This is a genomic window from Hymenobacter arcticus (assembly GCF_054779975.1).
The window spans coordinates 67,395-81,414 of record NZ_BAAGXF010000009.1; the positions used below are offsets into that span (position 1 = coordinate 67,395).

Consider the following 14,020-nt stretch of genomic DNA (forward strand, 5'->3'; position numbering starts at 1 on the left):
GCTAATGCTCCAGCTTACTACGAAAGGCAGCTAGAGGTTCTCGCGAATCTGCATGCGGCCGGCGTTCAGGGCCGGGCGAATGGACACGGCCAAGGTTATCGAAATGATAGCCAGCGAGATGAAAAAGATGTCCGAGGCCTGCATTTTTACCGGGTACGAGTCCACGATGCTGGTGGCCATGCCCATACTCACCACGTGGAAAGTTTCCTGCACCCAGCAAATGCCCACGCCCAGCACCAGCCCCACCACGGCCCCCACCAGCGCCACAATGGCCCCCACCAGCAAAAAGGCCTGCCGTATCGTTTGCTCGGTGGCCCCGATGGCTTGCAGCACGGCAATGTCCTTGCGCTTGTCGATAACCAGCATCGAGAGCGAGAAAAAGATGTTGAGCGAGGCGATGAGCAGGATAAAGGCAAACGTGATAAACACGAACAGCTTCTCAATCTTGATGGCCTTGAGCAGGCTCACGTGCTGCTCGTCGGAGTCGAGCACGGTGAAGCTGTCGCCGAGGCGCTCGCGCAGCTCGTCTTTCACCTTATCGGCCTTAAAGCTAGCCCCCACCTTTACGTAGAAGGCCGTGCGCCGGTCGCCGTAGTTGAGCAGCCGCTGCGCAAAGCTCAGGGGCACAAACAGGTAGCTGTCGTCGAGCTTCTGCTCTATCTGGAAGATGCCGCCTGCCAGGATAGGCTCCTCGTTAAAAGCCTTGTCGGGGTTGATGTTGAGCGTTTTGCGGCCGGGCTCCTGGCGTGGGTAGAGCAGGCGCAGGGGAGATAGGCGATTGTCGAGGGTAACGCTGAGCTCGTGCTGCACACCCTCGCCCACAATGGCGTATTCGAGGTCGCCGCGGCGCAGGCGGTGGTCGCCGGCCCGCAGGTTGGAGTCGATGGGAATCTGGCCGAAGTAATTTTCGGATAAGCCCCTCATTTTCACCACCATCTGGCGGTCGTGGTATTGCAGCAGGGCGTTGTCTTCGATAACCTCGGTGAGCAGGGCCACGCCGGGTGTTTTTTGTATCTTCTCGATTAACAAGGTGTTAACCGGGAAAGACTTGCCCTGGCGGGCCGCTATTACCAGGCTAGGGTCCGACTTGCCGTAGAGCGAGCGCACCAGGTCTTCGAGGCCGTTGAAGACCGAGAGCACGATGATGAGCGCCGCGGTGCCCACCGCCACGCCCACCATCGAAATGTTGGAGATGATGGTGATGATGTTACGCTTTTTCTTGGACAAGAAATAGCGCCGGGCAATGAGGAGCGGGACGTTCACCGAGGAACTGATTAGGGCAGACTTAAGAGACTTCGGAAGCTTAGCGAGCATGGGCGCAGCGGCAACATGTGTTCAAAATCAGCACAATAGCAGCACTACAACGGCTACTAGCTAAAATTGTCCACAAAATGGGCTGGCAGCCGCTGTTATTTCCAGGCTTTTACGATGAGGCCCGTGCCTGAGTCGTGGGTGTTGCGGGCATCGAACCAGTTGAGCAGCAGGCAGAACGGGAAAACGATGGCGTAATAAAACGGCAGCAGCGCAAAAAACCAGCGCGACTTGCCCAGCATCAAAATCGGGTACTTCATGCTGAGCCGCCACGACACTTGGCCGGGCTCGCCGTAGCTATACCGCGCCTCAATGCGCTCGAAGCCCGCAGTACGAAGCTTCTGCTGAATCTCGTGGATGTTGTAGCCGTCGCGCACGTGCTCTTCAATGAAGCTCGTTTCGGAGTCGGCGTGCACGTCGGAGCCGCCCTGGTCACTGGGCGTAGAAATGAGCAGCATGCCGCCATCCTTGAGTGAGGCGTGGATGTTGCGAAACACCTCCACGTCTTCCAGAATGTGCTCCATCACGTCCACGGCTAGGGCCAGGTCGAAGGCATTGGGCTGCTGGTAGAGCACGAGGTCCTGCACTTCAAATTGCACCTGTGGCCGGCCAATGGCCTGAAAAAACCGGTTGGAGTCGGCCACCTGCTCTTCTTTTACATCCACGGCTAAGATGCGCCAGGCGCGGCTCAGGCCGCTGAGCCAGTAGCTGTACTGGCCGTAGCCGGCCCCGGCATCGAGGATGGCGAGGGGCTCACGGGTGCGGCCCCGAGCCCACTGGCGCAGCTCGCGGTGCACGTGCCAGGTGCGCAACAGCAAGAGGTCAAGCAGGTTATAAAACAAGCGCCGCAGCCACGGCGAGCGGTTGAACACATTGCCCAGGCTGCGCTTAATCGGGTCGTAATACAAAGCGGTGAAGGAGTGGTGTAGTAAAGGTGTGAATGGCGGGCGTGAGCAGATGAGCTACTAAACCGGCTGGTTGTTCACTCAATCACTCCTTCACGCCTTCACTAATTGAACAGGCGCGGGCGCGGCGTTTCGGTCGCATCGTCGTCGTCCTCGTCGGTTTCAGGCTGGGCGGCCGGAATGTCGAGCTTGCTGAGCACCTGCTCCATGTGGGCGGCGTAGGCGGCGCTGTCGTCGTGGAAGAACGTGAGCTCGGGTACCACCCGCACCTGGGCGCGAATGCGCTTGCCCAGCGCAAAGCGAATTTCCTTGGTGTGCTCCTTGATGGCGGCCAGGCGCTCGGGGGCATCGCCGCCGATGAGCAGGCTGAGGTGAATGCGGGCTACGGCCAGGTCGGGCGTCACTTTCACACTGCTGATGCTGGGCACCAGCCCGCCGCCAAACAGGTGAGGCAGGTCGCGCTGCATCACCTGGGCCAGCTCTTGCTGAAGCAGGCTGGCCATTTTTTGCTGTCGTTTGCTTTCCATAACTTCTTGGTAAACCACAAAGGTACGCCGCCCGGCAACGCGCCCGGCGCGCGGGCCAGTCGGCTTTCGCCCGCACCTTTGCGGGGCAAACTCACTTTTTTACTGTGCTTCGCTTTTTCAAAAGCTCCCTGCCGGCGCAATTGCTGGTGCTGCTGGCCTTGGTGCTGGCCCTGCGGCTGCCGCTGCTATGGCTGGGCCTGCCCCTCACGGCGGCCGAACTGCGCCTGCTGCTGCTAGGCGAGGGCGTGGCCGCCGGGGCCTGGCCCTACCGTGACCTGTACGATGGCACCGCGCCGCTGGCCGCCGCCGCGGCCGGCGTGCTGGAGCTGGCTTGGAACCGGCCGGTGCTTCTGTACCGCACCGCCGCATTGGGGCTGCTGCTAGTGCAGGCCCTGCGCTTCAACGCCGTGCTCAACCGGGCCGATGTGCACCCCGAGCGCGGCTACCTGGCGGCGCTCACTTACTTGGTGGTGGGCAGCCTCAGCACCGACCTCGATGCGCTGTCGCCGCTGCTGCTGGGGCACACGTTTATCATCTTCGCCCTCAGTGCGTTGCTGCCCACCTCACGCGAGGGGTACGACAACCGGCGGCTGTTTCGGGCGGGCTTTTTAATTGGCTTGGCGGGGTTATGCTACCTGCCGCTGGCCTTTTTTGTGGGGTTGGGCTTTTTCGCGGTACTCATTTTTGCGGCCAGCTCGTTTCGGAGCGCGTTGCTGCTGGTGTGCGGGTTTTTGTCGCCCTACGCGGTAGTCGCCACGGTGTTTCTCTACGTGGGGGCGCTGCCCAATTTTCAGGATATGCACCTGGCGCGCGGCCTGCGCTTCACCGTGGCCGCCACCGATGGCCTGCCGCCCGCCGTGGCCTGGCCGCTGCTGGCGGGCGTAGCGGTGCTGCTGGCTTTGGCGCTGCTACGCACAGCCGGCACCGCGCTGGGCCTGGTATTCCAGGCTAAGTTTCGGCAACTGATGCTGGTATGGCTGGTGGTGGCCGTGGCGGTGCTAGCGGTGGGGCGCGGGCTGGCGCCGGGCTCGCTGCTGCTGCTGCTGCCGCCGCTCACGTACTTCAGCTTGTTTTTGTGGCAGCGGCTGCCGGGCCGCGAGTGGGTGCCCGAGCTGCTGTTTGTGGTGGTGCTGGGCCTAGTGGTGGTGGTGCGCTACCGCGACTTGGTGCCGGGCCTGCCCACGCTGCTGCACCTGCCGGCCGAAAGCACGCTGGCCCCGCAGCCCAACCCGGCCTACCGCCGCCTGGCGGCCGGCCGGCCGGTGCTGGTGCTGGGTCCCGACCGCCGGGCCTACCTCACGCACCCCGCCGCCCGCCCCTACCTCGACTGGCCCCTGGCGGCCGCCGACTTTGGCCACCTCACCGAGTACGCGGCCGTGGTGCGCGTGGGCCGCAGCTTAGCCCCTAATCCACCCACTTACATCATCGACCAAAACCGCCTGCTGCCCCGCCTGCGCTACCTGCTGCCCGCGGTGTTTGGCGGCTATGAGCCGGTGCCGGGCGTGCCGGGGGCTTATCAGCTGAAAAAATAATGTGACTTGCAAACGAGAACGCCCCGTTGAGCCAGGCTCAGCGGGGCGTTCTCGTTGAATGACAAATACTTATTCGCCTTCGCCCACCAGCAGGCCGGCGTTGAGCTTGGCAGCGCTGTTGCGGCGCACCACGCGGGCAATGTGAATGCTTACCTCGTAGAGCAGCAAAATGGGAATGGTGACGATAATCTGGGCCGAGATATCGGGCGGGGTGATAACGGCCGCGATGATGAGGATGACCACAATGGCGTGCTTGCGGTAGAGCGTCATCAACTCGGGCGTGACGAGGCCGGCTTTAGCCAGGAAAAACACTATCATGGGCAGCTCAAACACGAAGGCGCAGGAGAGCGTCATGGTGGTGAGCGTGCTCAGGTAGCTCTGCAAGTCAATCTGGTTTTGGATGGTGGCGTCTACCGTGTACGAAGCCAGGAAGTTGATACTCAGCGGCGCGGCGATATAGTAGCCAAACAGTAAACCCAGGACGAACAGGATGGACACGAAGAGCACCGCGCCCTGCGAGTTGGCCCGCTCGTGCGGATACAGACCGGGCTTGATAAAGCGCCACAATTCCCAGAACAAGTAGGGGAACGACAGGCAGATACCCACAATAAAGGAGGTGCTGATGTGCATGGTCAGCTGCCCGCTCATCTCCCGGTTCTGGATAATGAAGTTGACCTGGTTTTCGCACGAGTCGGTAGACCCGAACCATTGGCCGATTTTGCAGAACGTCTGATAAGTCCAGAATTCGGAGCGCGACGGGCCCAAAATCAGGTCGTGAAACAGGAACGTCTTGTTGAAAAACGCGACGAGCGAGAAAACCACCACCGCGATGGCCGCCCGGATGATGTGCCAGCGCAACGCCTCCAGGTGGTCGATAAAAGACATCTCCGCTTCGCCTTCGGCGGCGGCGCGGTTCTGCTGAAATTTTTGAGTGGGGGAAGCCAACGGGTTGCTAGTTTGATTTTATACTAAATGTAGTATCCTTGCGAGCGCAACGAAGTGGAGCGCGGTAACCGCACCAGAACGATGCCGGAACGAGCCGGTCGGGTGTCGTTTCGGTGCGATTGCCGCGCTCCACTTCGTTGCGCTCGCAATGACAAGAGCCTTTTACGCAGCCAGCAAGCTTTACGCCTGAAACAACGGGTAGCCTTGCAGCCACTCGTTTACTTGGTGGCGCACGCCGGTGAGGCGGCTGGTGTCGGCGTGGTGGGTGAGGGCCTCGTCGATGAGCTCCACAATGCGCACCATGTCGGTTTCGACCAGACCGCGGGTAGTTACGGCGGCCGAGCCAATCCGGATGCCACTGGTTACGAACGGCGACTTATCGTCGAAGGGCACCATGTTTTTGTTGATGGTGATGTCGGCTTGTACCAGGGTGTTCTCGGCGAGCTTGCCGGTGAGACCCTTCGAGCGCAAGTCAATCAGCATCAAGTGGTTGTCGGTGCCGCCCGAGATAATATTGTAGCCACGGTTCAGGAATTCCTTGGCCAGCGCCTGGGCATTTTTCTGCACCTGGTGCACGTAGTGGGTGTAGCCTTCGCCCAGCGCCTCGCCAAAGGCGATGGCCTTGGCGGCAATCACGTGCTCGAGCGGCCCGCCCTGCGTGCCGGGAAACACGCCCGAGTCGAGCAGTGCCGACATGGGCCGGATGTCGCCTTTGGGCGTTTTCAGGCCGAATGGATTGTCAAAGTCCTGGCCCAGCATGATTAGGCCGCCGCGGGGGCCGCGCAGGGTTTTGTGCGTGGTGGTGGTCACGATGTGGCAGTGCTCAAACGGGTTGTTGAGCAAGCCCTTGGCAATGAGGCCACTGGGGTGCGAAATGTCGGCCAGCAGCAGCGCGCCCACCTCGTCGGCGGCGCGGCGCAGGGCGGCGTAGTTCCAGTCGCGCGAGTAGGCCGAGGCCCCGCAGATAATCATTTTGGGGCGCTCGCGGCGGGCGGTTTCGATAACCTTGTCCCAGTCAATGAGGCCAGTTTCCTTCTCCACCCCGTAGAAGCTGGGCTGGTAAAGCTTACCCGAAAAGTTGACCGGCGAGCCGTGCGTGAGGTGGCCGCCGTGGCTGAGGTCGAAGCCCAGGATTTTGTCGCCGGGGTTGAGGCAGGCCAGCATCACGGCCGCGTTGGCCTGCGCGCCCGAGTGGGGCTGTACGTTGGCCCAGGCCACGCCGAATAGCTCCTTCACGCGGTCGATGGCCAGCTGCTCTACTTGGTCAACTATCTCACAGCCACCGTAGTAGCGCTTGCCGGGCAGGCCCTCGGCGTACTTGTTGGTGAGCACCGAGCCTTGCGCCGCCATCACTTGGTCGGAGACGTAATTTTCGGAGGCAATCAGCTCCAGGCCGTGGGTTTGGCGCTGGCGCTCCTGCGCAATGAGGTCGAAAACGGCGGTGTCGAGCACGGCAGTTGAGGCAGTAGTAGGGGCAGTGGCTTGCATAGACTCAAAAGTACGACCAAGCGGTTCAGCGCTTGGCAATGGGGTAGGGCTCCTCACGGTTTTCGACCAGGTACAGTTCCCAGCTATCGAGGTTGAGAGCGGCCAAGTGGCGCAACTCGGGGTTGTGGCGGTACACGCCGCCCGTGTCGAGGCAGATGGCTCCAATGCGGGCAGCTACCTGCGCCTGCACAGTGGCCACGGGCGTGGGTACGTGGCCATGCAGCAGGCGCTTGCCACCCAGCCGCGCCGGGTCAAATACGAATTGCTTAGTGTACAACATGGTATGCGTGTCGCGGCGCATTTCGACGGGCGGCAGGGCGAAGTTGTAGCCCGCGTGCACCAGCACAAAATCGGGTAGCTCCAGTTCCAACGGCAGGGCCTCCATCCACTCCACGTAGCGGGCTGGAATATCGGCGGGCCGCGCCACTCCGAAGCTGGCCAGCGTGAGCAAGCGCTCCTGCTCCAGTTTCCACATATGATTGGCGTTGGGTGCCCCGTGGATGGTGTCAAGTAATTCCTGCTCGTGGTTGCCGCGCAGGCAATGTATTTGGTAACCAGTATTTTGCAGCTGCCTAATGTAATCGAGTACGCCGCCACTATCGGGGCCTTTGTTCACGTAGTCGCCTAGCAGGTATAGGTGGTCGGCGGGGCGCAGGCGCAACTCTTCCTCCACCAAGTAGCGAAAGGTGCGCAGGCAGCCGTGCAGGTCGGTGGCGGCAAAACGGCGGGACATGGTGGTGAGAGTGATGAGAAACTATACTCGATTACGTAACTAATGGCTGGTTTGGAATTGGGCGTAGTTATTTTGTCCTGCTATGCAACACCTCTCCCATCTGGTATACCTCATTTTCGTGGGCCTACTGCTCGGCTTGGCTGGGCCGCCGGCTTTGGCCCAAACTTTCCGGTGGGTGCGCACCGGTGCCGGCCCCCTCGCCGAAGCCCAGGTGAGCGCGCTGGCCGTGGCCAACGGCCAACTCACGGCTACGGGCGTGTTTACGGATGTAATAACCTTCAACAATCAGGTTTTTAGTGCCAAAGGTCCGTACAACAGCGCCGCCTTCACCGGGCAGTGGGTAGCCGGCACCGGCTCGGGGCGCTGGCTGGAGGCTAGCGACGGCACCGCTTCGGCGGGCAGCACTAGAACCTCTGCCGAAGGCACTGCCGCTGGCCTCGACGCGGCCGGTAATAGCTACGTGGCCTACACCATTTATAATGATACCCGTTTTGGCTCAGTAGTGGTGGCTGGCCCCGGCAACCCCAACGCAAATATGGCCGTGCTGGTGAAGTATTCGTCCATTGGGGAAGTGCTGTGGACCAAGGGGTTGCAGGGCAGCCTGGGCGTTACTGTTGCCGCCCTGGCCGTGCAGCCCGATGGTAGCTGCTACCTCACGGGCCGCTTTGCGGGCACCCTGGCCCTAGGGGGCCAAACCCTGACGAGCGGCGGCCCCGCCGGCAACCCTGACTACTACAATGGCTTTGTGGCGAAGCTTACGTCAACGGGCGATGTGCAATGGGCCCGCGCCCAAACCGGCCCCGGCGGCATCGGCCCCACCGGCCTGGCGCTCGGCCCCGCCGGTGAAGTATTCGTCTGCGGGCAATTTTTCCTCAGTATTACGCTGGTTCCTGCGGTAGTCCTGCCCGTGCGCGATTCGGGGAGCGGCGGCTATGGCGATGGCTACCTGGCCAAATACGACGCGGCCGGCAGCGTGCAGTGGGCCCAAGACCTGGGTGGCACCGACGGCGACCAAGCCAACGCCGTAGCCGCCGATGCCGCGGGCAACGTGTTTGTAACCGGCACTTTTGGGGACAACCAAGCCACGGCCGACCAGTCGGCCATCACTATTGGCGGCACGACGCTGCGTACTACCTCGGTCTTCGGCGGCACCTATCGTCCCTTTAACCCTGATGGCTACCTGGCAAAGTTTACGGCGCAGGGCCAAGCCAGTTGGGCGCAGGGCATTCAGGCAGGCGGCTTGGAAGGGCCCCAGGCGCTGGCCACCACCCCGCAGGGCGACTGCTACGTGAGTGGCTACGCCTACGATGGGGTATCGTTTGGCCCGCAGCCTACCGATGTGCTGCGCAGCACCGTTAATGGCTACGTGGGCTTCGTAGCAAAATATGGGCCGGCCGGTAATGTGCGCTGGCTCACCAGCTACGCGGGTAATTTCTCCGACTACAAAGTGGGCGTTGCCCTGGCTACCGATGGGCAGGGCCATGTGTTCGTGGGCGGGGCGTTTCACGGTGCCAGCACCACCTTCAGCAGCCTTACGGTGGCTGGTGGGGCTGCTACTACCACCACCGCCTTTGTGGCCGCCCTCGACGATGCCCAGGTGTTGCCCACCCGGCCCGCGTTGGCTGGGGTCAGTTTGCTCCAAATTTATCCCAACCCCAGCACTGATTTGGTGCGCTTAGAGTGGCCAAGCAGCTACCAGCCCCAACTTCTTACGCTGCGCGATGCACTGGGCCGCCCCGTGCGTACCGACATGCTAGCGCCCGGTATCACCAGTCAGCTGCTGTCCTTAAGTGGTTTACCAGCAGGAATTTACTCGCTACAATTGCAAGCAGCAGCTGGTAAGGTGCTCACGCAACGGCTGACTATCCGCTAACACAAAGAGGCAGACTACCCAAAGTAGTCTGCCTCTTTTTTGTTATTGTTTGCAAATTTAGGCGTAGCTGCCTTTGCCGTTGTCGGGCTTGTTGTGGCCGCGGTTGGGGTGCTGCATACCTGTATCCTCGGCTTCGTTGGCGAGGCGCTCTTCGGTAGCCTCGTCGAGGTCGCCGGCGGGCAGGGCATCGGCTTTAGGCTGCTCTGGCAGGCCAGCTTCGTTTTTATCGGTCTGCGACTGCTTATTTTGCTCCGTGTGGTGGGTTGACATGGGAAAAGGAATTAGCGAGAGTGGTAAAAGGAAGAAACCCTGGGTTGCCTGAGCTGCGGCTAGCGGTTGGGGTGCGTTACGGGCGCATCCTGCGCATCTTCTTGCAGGCGCTTTTCGGTCTTTTCGTCGCGCTCTACATCGTTGTCTTCGCCGGTGCCGGCGGCTTGCTTAGCTACGTTGGGGCCGCCCTGGTGCGATTCGCCCTGCTTGCTTGATTTGTGGTCTGCCATGATAGTGGAAAGTGAAAAGTTGGGAGTTAAAAGATAATCCTCACAAAACCAAGGTTTTGCTTAAAAACCTTGGTCGATGGCCGAATCCTGAGCGCCGGGGTCGGTTAGCTCGGCGTTGGTATCGGTGCCCGTAATGATTTTCGGAGTTTTAGGAGCCATTTGGCCCATGCCTACGCCCGAGTCGGCGTCTTCCATTTCGTCGGGGCCTTTGCGCATGTCGTCGGCGTCGAGCTCATCCACGGGGCCGCGGTGGGGGCGGCGGCCGTTTTCGTCGCGCTCATCATCGGGGCTGGGCAAGTCTTGGTCGGGGCGCTGGTCGGCACCTTGCTCGGCGGTGCGCATGTTGTCGCCGGGTTGCTGCGGGCTGGCCGCATCGGAGTTCATCGACAGAGAGGTTTCGCCATCGCCGCTGGTGGTGCCAAAGCCCTGCTTGCCATCGCGGTTGCCAAAGCCGCCGCGGGCCGCCTCGTTCTTGGGCGGGTCGGCGTTGGGAATACGCAGGCCAGCGGCAAATTCTTCTTCGGTCGTGTCATCATTGATAACGCGAATGGGCCGGTTTTTGGGGTCTACTGACATAGGTGGGGAGGGCTAAGCAAATGGTAGAGGGGTTTACTGGCGTTTGCCCGTTTGGGTTGTAGCGCACGCTTTAGCTTGTCGAGGGAGCGTAGCGAGCATCGTCATGCGCGCCGCCCGGTGCCGCCTGCTCGCGGCGCTCGCTCGCAAGCTAAAGCTTACGGTACATCTACCTTTGCCTTATGCCCGAAGCCGCTGCCCTTACCCTTGTGCCCACGCCCATCGGCAACCTCGAAGACATTACCCTGCGCGCCATCCGCACGCTGCGCGAAGTGGACCTGGTGTTGTGCGAAGACACCCGCACCAGCGGCCGCCTGCTGCAGCACTTGGAGCTCAAAAAGCCCCTGCAAGCCTATCATCTGCACAACGAGCACCAAGTGGTGCCCCGCCTGCTGGAGCGCCTGGCCAAGGGCGAGCGCATGGCCCTGGTGAGCGACGCCGGCACGCCCGGCATCTCCGACCCCGGCTTTCTCTTGGTGCGCGAGTGCCTGGCCCAGGGCCTGCGCGTAGAGTGCCTGCCCGGCCCCACGGCCCTGGTGCCGGCCCTGCTCAAGTCGGGCTTCGGGGCCGAGCGGTTTGCGTTTGAGGGTTTTTTGCCGGTGAAGAAAGGCCGCCAAACCCGCCTGCAAGAGCTGGCGCGCGAAACCCGCACGCTCATTTTCTACGAGTCGCCGCACCGCATTGTCAAAACGCTTACGCAGCTGGCCGAGGTGTTTGGGCCGGCCCGCATGGGCAGCGTCAGCCGCGAGCTGACCAAGCTATTTGAAGAAACCCTCACCGCCCCGCTCGGCGAGCTGGCCGCCACGCTGGCTGCCCGCCCCGCCATCAAGGGCGAAATCGTACTGGTAGTAGAAGGAGCTAAACATGAGCGAATTGAGCGCAGCAAATACGCCGCCCGCGACGACGACGATGCCGATGAGCCCGACACTGAAGACGACGGCGATGCCGACGATGACCCCGCCGCTTAGCTTCTGGCAGCGCCCCCTGGTGCTGGGTAGCCTCAGCGCTCTACTGCTGAGTGGCGGCTGGCCACCCTACCCGTCGGCCCCGCTATCGCTTCTGCTCTTTATCGGCTGGGTGCCCTACCTGCTGATGGAGCGGCAGCTCACGCTGGCCAGCGCGCGCAAGGGCCGCGTGTTTGCCTGCACCTACTGGCTGCTGCTGGCCTGGAACGCACTCACTACCTGGTGGGTAAGCTACTCGTCGCTGCCCGCCGGCATCGCGGCCGTGGTGCTCAACGCCCTGCTCATGTGCCTGCCGCTCATGGCTTTCCGGCAAACCAAGAAGCGCTTTGGCGACCGTCTGGGCTACCTCTCGCTGCCCATCTATTGGATTGCCTTCGAGCAGCTGCACCTGCACTGGGACATCACCTGGCCCTGGCTCACGCTGGGCAACGGCTTCGCAGCCGCGCCCGAGTGGGTGCAGTGGTACGAGTACACGGGCTTTCTGGGCGGCTCGGTGTGGGTGTGGGCGGTTAATTTACTGGTATTCAGGATTTTAATCAAAAATTATAAAATAAAAATTAAAAATGCAACTGCCTCACAGGTAAGTGCTTATGCTGAAGATAGTGGCGCAAAGCCTTCCCTTTTAACTTTTAATTCTCAATTTTTAATTCCCTTCCTAGCCATCGTCCTGCCCATCGGGCTTTCGTACCTCATCGGGGCTTCTTACCAGGAGAAAGGCCCGACCACCGAAGTAGTGGTGGTGCAGCCCAACCTCGACCCCTACGATGAGAAGTTTCCCGGAGGCACCCGCTTCGTGTCCTACGACGAGCAGCTGACGCGCATGCTGGCCCTCTCGGCGCAGCACCTAACGCCCCAAACCCGCCTCATCATCTGGCCTGAAACGGCGCTGGAAGAGCCGTACTGGGAGAATACGATTGAGCGCCACCCCAAAATCCTGCGCATTCGGGCATGGCTGGCCGAGCACCCCGGCGTGGCGCTGCTTACGGGCATTACCACCTTGGGCTCGTACCCAAATAAGGAGGCGGCCAGCGAAACGGCCCGCTACCGCGACGACCTCGGCTACTACGATTTCTTCAACAGCGGCGCTTACTTCGCCAGTGCCAGCGCGCCGGTGGCCTTCTACCACAAGTCGCGGCTGGTACCGGGCGTGGAGAAGATTCCGCCCGCGCTCACGGCGCTCATTTCGCACATCGACCTGGGCGGCACGGTGGGCAGCGTGGGCAGCCAGCCCGACCGCACGGTGTACCCCGCGCCGGCCAACGCGCCGGCCCTGCGCACGGCCCCCATCGTCTGCTACGAAAGTATTTACGGTGATTTTGTGAGCGAATACGTGCCCAACGGGGCCACGCTGCTGGCCGTGTTTACCAACGATGCCTGGTGGCACGACTCGCCCGGCTACCGGCAGCTGCTGCGCTACGGCAGCCTGCGCTGCATCGAAACCCGCCGCGACCTAGCCCGCTCCGCCAACACCGGCTTCACGGGCTTTATCAACCAGAAGGGCGAAATCTACCAGCAGGAGCCCGCCTGGATTGCTACCGCCAGCCGCGGCACCGTGCACCTCAATAATGAGGTGACGTTTTACGCCCGCTTCGGCGAGCTTATCGGCCGCGCCGCGCAGCTGCTGGCCGTGCTGGGCATAGTGGCGGTGGTGGTGATGATGCTGCGCACTCGATTTACCTGACTTTTTCTGAGCGCGAAGTGAGGCGCGAAGTTTTGTAAAGCCGCGCTAATGCCGTTTGAAGCGGCTTTACAAAACTTCGCGCCTCACTTCGCGAAACTTCGCGTTATTAATCTCTGAACCCATGACCCCCGACCTCCTCCAACTATCGCACGCCGTAGCTGCCCTCTGCCGCCAGGCCGGCGCGTTCATCCGCGAGCAAGTAAGCAATTTCGACCAATCCAAAATCGTGACCAAGGGCCTGCACGACCTGGTTTCCTACGTCGATAAGGAGTCGGAAAAAATGCTGGTGGCCGGCTTGCAGCAGCTGTATCCCGAAGCCGGCTTCGTGACCGAAGAAGGCACCGTAGCCAATACCGACGCCAGCGAAACCGAGTACCGCTGGATAATTGACCCCCTCGACGGCACCACCAACTTCATCCACGGCCTGCCGTGCTTCGCGGTGAGCGTGGCCCTGGCGCGGGGCAATGAGCCGGTGCTGGGCGTGGTGTATGAGGTGAGCCGCGACGAGTGCTTCCGCGGGGCCCAGGGCCACGGCGCGTTCCTGAACGATAAGCCTATCCGCGTAAGCACCGCCGCCAGCACTGAGGATACGCTCATTGCCACTGGCTTACCCTTCTACAAGTTCGACCACATGGAGGCCTACATGGCCATCCTGACCGAGTTTGCGCAGCACTCGCGCGGCATCCGCCGCTGGGGCTCGGCCGCTACCGACCTGGCCTACGTGGCCTGCGGCCGCTTCGACAGCTACTTCGAGTTCAACATCAACTCCTACGACGTGGCCGCCGGCATCTTGCTGGTGCGTGAGGCCGGTGGCCGCGTCACGCAGTGGCTGGCCGACGGCGACCCCGTATTCAACCGCGAAACGCTGGCTACCAATGGCTTGGTACACGACCAGATGCAGGCCGTGCTGAAGCAGCACTGGGGCGAAGGCTTTCAATGGTAAGGAAATGAGCGCCAGCCGCGCCGCCCAAACTTTTCTATTAGCCG

The 14,020-nt window shown here is 61.7% G+C and carries 14 protein-coding genes; 5 read left to right on the forward strand and 9 right to left on the reverse strand.

Annotated features, from left to right (window positions below):
• Positions 1 to 30: 30 nt before the first annotated feature.
• The 3 genes from ACYVGC_RS15595 to ACYVGC_RS15605 all read right to left on the reverse strand — a co-directional run bounded on the left by ACYVGC_RS15595 (position 31) and on the right by ACYVGC_RS15605 (position 2,743).
• The gene (locus tag ACYVGC_RS15595) at positions 31 to 1,263 is read right to left on the reverse strand and encodes an ABC transporter permease (protein ID WP_460584767.1); all 1,233 of its coding nucleotides are present in this window, start codon (positions 1,261 to 1,263) and stop codon (positions 31 to 33) included.
• Positions 1,264 to 1,409: 146 nt separating this feature from the next.
• Positions 1,410 to 2,219, reverse strand: a complete 810-nt coding sequence (locus ACYVGC_RS15600; protein ID WP_460584768.1) for a class I SAM-dependent methyltransferase — start codon at positions 2,217 to 2,219, stop codon at positions 1,410 to 1,412.
• Positions 2,220 to 2,320: 101 nt separating this feature from the next.
• Positions 2,321 to 2,743 (reverse strand): ribosome-binding factor A, encoded by a 423-nt coding sequence (locus ACYVGC_RS15605; protein ID WP_460584769.1) that lies wholly within the window; start codon positions 2,741 to 2,743, stop codon positions 2,321 to 2,323.
• 104 nt (positions 2,744 to 2,847) lie between these two features.
• Between ACYVGC_RS15605 and ACYVGC_RS15610 the strand changes: the two genes are divergently transcribed.
• Entirely contained in the window at positions 2,848 to 4,275 is a 1,428-nt protein-coding gene (locus ACYVGC_RS15610; protein WP_460584770.1) for a hypothetical protein, read from the forward strand.
• 69 nt (positions 4,276 to 4,344) lie between these two features.
• On the opposite strand, the gene tatC is transcribed toward ACYVGC_RS15610, so the two are convergent.
• The 3 genes from tatC to ACYVGC_RS15625 form a co-directional block, all read right to left on the reverse strand.
• Positions 4,345 to 5,220 carry a twin-arginine translocase subunit TatC gene (gene tatC, locus ACYVGC_RS15615; protein WP_460584771.1) on the reverse strand — a complete coding sequence of 292 codons (876 nt, stop codon included), beginning with the start codon at positions 5,218 to 5,220 and terminating at the stop codon, positions 4,345 to 4,347.
• Positions 5,221 to 5,400: 180 nt separating this feature from the next.
• Positions 5,401 to 6,708: a serine hydroxymethyltransferase gene (locus tag ACYVGC_RS15620; protein WP_460584772.1), complete on the reverse strand. Its 1,308-nt coding sequence runs from the start codon at positions 6,706 to 6,708 to the stop codon at positions 5,401 to 5,403.
• A gap of 25 nt (positions 6,709 to 6,733) precedes the next feature.
• A complete protein-coding gene (locus ACYVGC_RS15625) occupies positions 6,734 to 7,441 on the reverse strand; it encodes a metallophosphoesterase family protein (RefSeq protein ID WP_460584773.1) in 708 nt (235 codons plus the stop codon).
• Positions 7,442 to 7,523: 82 nt separating this feature from the next.
• Between ACYVGC_RS15625 and ACYVGC_RS15630 the strand changes: the two genes are divergently transcribed.
• On the forward strand, positions 7,524 to 9,314 hold the full coding sequence (locus ACYVGC_RS15630) for a T9SS type A sorting domain-containing protein (RefSeq protein WP_460584774.1): 1,791 nt from the start codon (positions 7,524 to 7,526) through the stop codon (positions 9,312 to 9,314).
• 57 nt (positions 9,315 to 9,371) lie between these two features.
• On the opposite strand, the gene ACYVGC_RS15635 is transcribed toward ACYVGC_RS15630, so the two are convergent.
• From ACYVGC_RS15635 to ACYVGC_RS15645, 3 genes are read right to left on the reverse strand one after another with little or no spacing between them, the layout of a single operon-like run.
• The gene (locus tag ACYVGC_RS15635; RefSeq protein WP_460584775.1) at positions 9,372 to 9,584 is read right to left on the reverse strand and encodes a hypothetical protein; all 213 of its coding nucleotides are present in this window, start codon (positions 9,582 to 9,584) and stop codon (positions 9,372 to 9,374) included.
• Positions 9,585 to 9,643: 59 nt separating this feature from the next.
• The gene (locus tag ACYVGC_RS15640) at positions 9,644 to 9,814 is read right to left on the reverse strand and encodes a hypothetical protein (RefSeq protein WP_460584776.1); all 171 of its coding nucleotides are present in this window, start codon (positions 9,812 to 9,814) and stop codon (positions 9,644 to 9,646) included.
• A 60-nt stretch (positions 9,815 to 9,874) separates the two neighbouring features.
• A complete protein-coding gene (locus tag ACYVGC_RS15645; protein WP_460584777.1) occupies positions 9,875 to 10,390 on the reverse strand; it encodes a hypothetical protein in 516 nt (171 codons plus the stop codon).
• 179 nt (positions 10,391 to 10,569) lie between these two features.
• Here ACYVGC_RS15645 and rsmI point away from each other — a divergent pair, with 179 nt between their 5' ends.
• The 3 genes from rsmI (at position 10,570) to ACYVGC_RS15660 (ending at position 13,976) form a co-directional block, all read left to right on the forward strand.
• Positions 10,570 to 11,355: a 16S rRNA (cytidine(1402)-2'-O)-methyltransferase gene (gene rsmI, locus ACYVGC_RS15650; RefSeq protein WP_460584778.1), complete on the forward strand. Its 786-nt coding sequence runs from the start codon at positions 10,570 to 10,572 to the stop codon at positions 11,353 to 11,355.
• Positions 11,303 to 13,033, forward strand: coding sequence for an apolipoprotein N-acyltransferase (gene lnt, locus ACYVGC_RS15655; protein WP_460584779.1), 1,731 nt, complete (start codon positions 11,303 to 11,305; stop codon positions 13,031 to 13,033). The genes rsmI and lnt overlap by 53 nt, the downstream gene beginning before the upstream one ends.
• 121 nt (positions 13,034 to 13,154) lie before the next feature.
• On the forward strand, positions 13,155 to 13,976 hold the full coding sequence (locus tag ACYVGC_RS15660) for an inositol monophosphatase family protein (RefSeq protein WP_460584780.1): 822 nt from the start codon (positions 13,155 to 13,157) through the stop codon (positions 13,974 to 13,976).
• Positions 13,977 to 14,020 lie beyond the last annotated feature (44 nt).

Excerpts from the sequence above, each read along its gene's own strand:
- ACYVGC_RS15660 (WP_460584780.1), top strand. The coding sequence starts at position 13,155 with ATGACCCCCGACCTCCTCCAACTATCGCACGCCGTAGCTGCCCTCTGC.
- ACYVGC_RS15635 (WP_460584775.1), bottom strand. The coding sequence starts at position 9,584 with ATGTCAACCCACCACACGGAGCAAAATAAGCAGTCGCAGACCGATAAA.
- ACYVGC_RS15630 (WP_460584774.1), top strand. The coding sequence starts at position 7,524 with ATGCAACACCTCTCCCATCTGGTATACCTCATTTTCGTGGGCCTACTG.
- ACYVGC_RS15620 (WP_460584772.1), bottom strand. The coding sequence starts at position 6,708 with ATGCAAGCCACTGCCCCTACTACTGCCTCAACTGCCGTGCTCGACACC.
- lnt (WP_460584779.1), top strand. The coding sequence starts at position 11,303 with ATGAGCCCGACACTGAAGACGACGGCGATGCCGACGATGACCCCGCCG.
- ACYVGC_RS15605 (WP_460584769.1), bottom strand. The coding sequence starts at position 2,743 with ATGGAAAGCAAACGACAGCAAAAAATGGCCAGCCTGCTTCAGCAAGAG.
- ACYVGC_RS15640 (WP_460584776.1), bottom strand. The coding sequence starts at position 9,814 with ATGGCAGACCACAAATCAAGCAAGCAGGGCGAATCGCACCAGGGCGGC.
- ACYVGC_RS15625 (WP_460584773.1), bottom strand. The coding sequence starts at position 7,441 with ATGTCCCGCCGTTTTGCCGCCACCGACCTGCACGGCTGCCTGCGCACC.
- rsmI (WP_460584778.1), top strand. The coding sequence starts at position 10,570 with ATGCCCGAAGCCGCTGCCCTTACCCTTGTGCCCACGCCCATCGGCAAC.
- ACYVGC_RS15645 (WP_460584777.1), bottom strand. The coding sequence starts at position 10,390 with ATGTCAGTAGACCCCAAAAACCGGCCCATTCGCGTTATCAATGATGAC.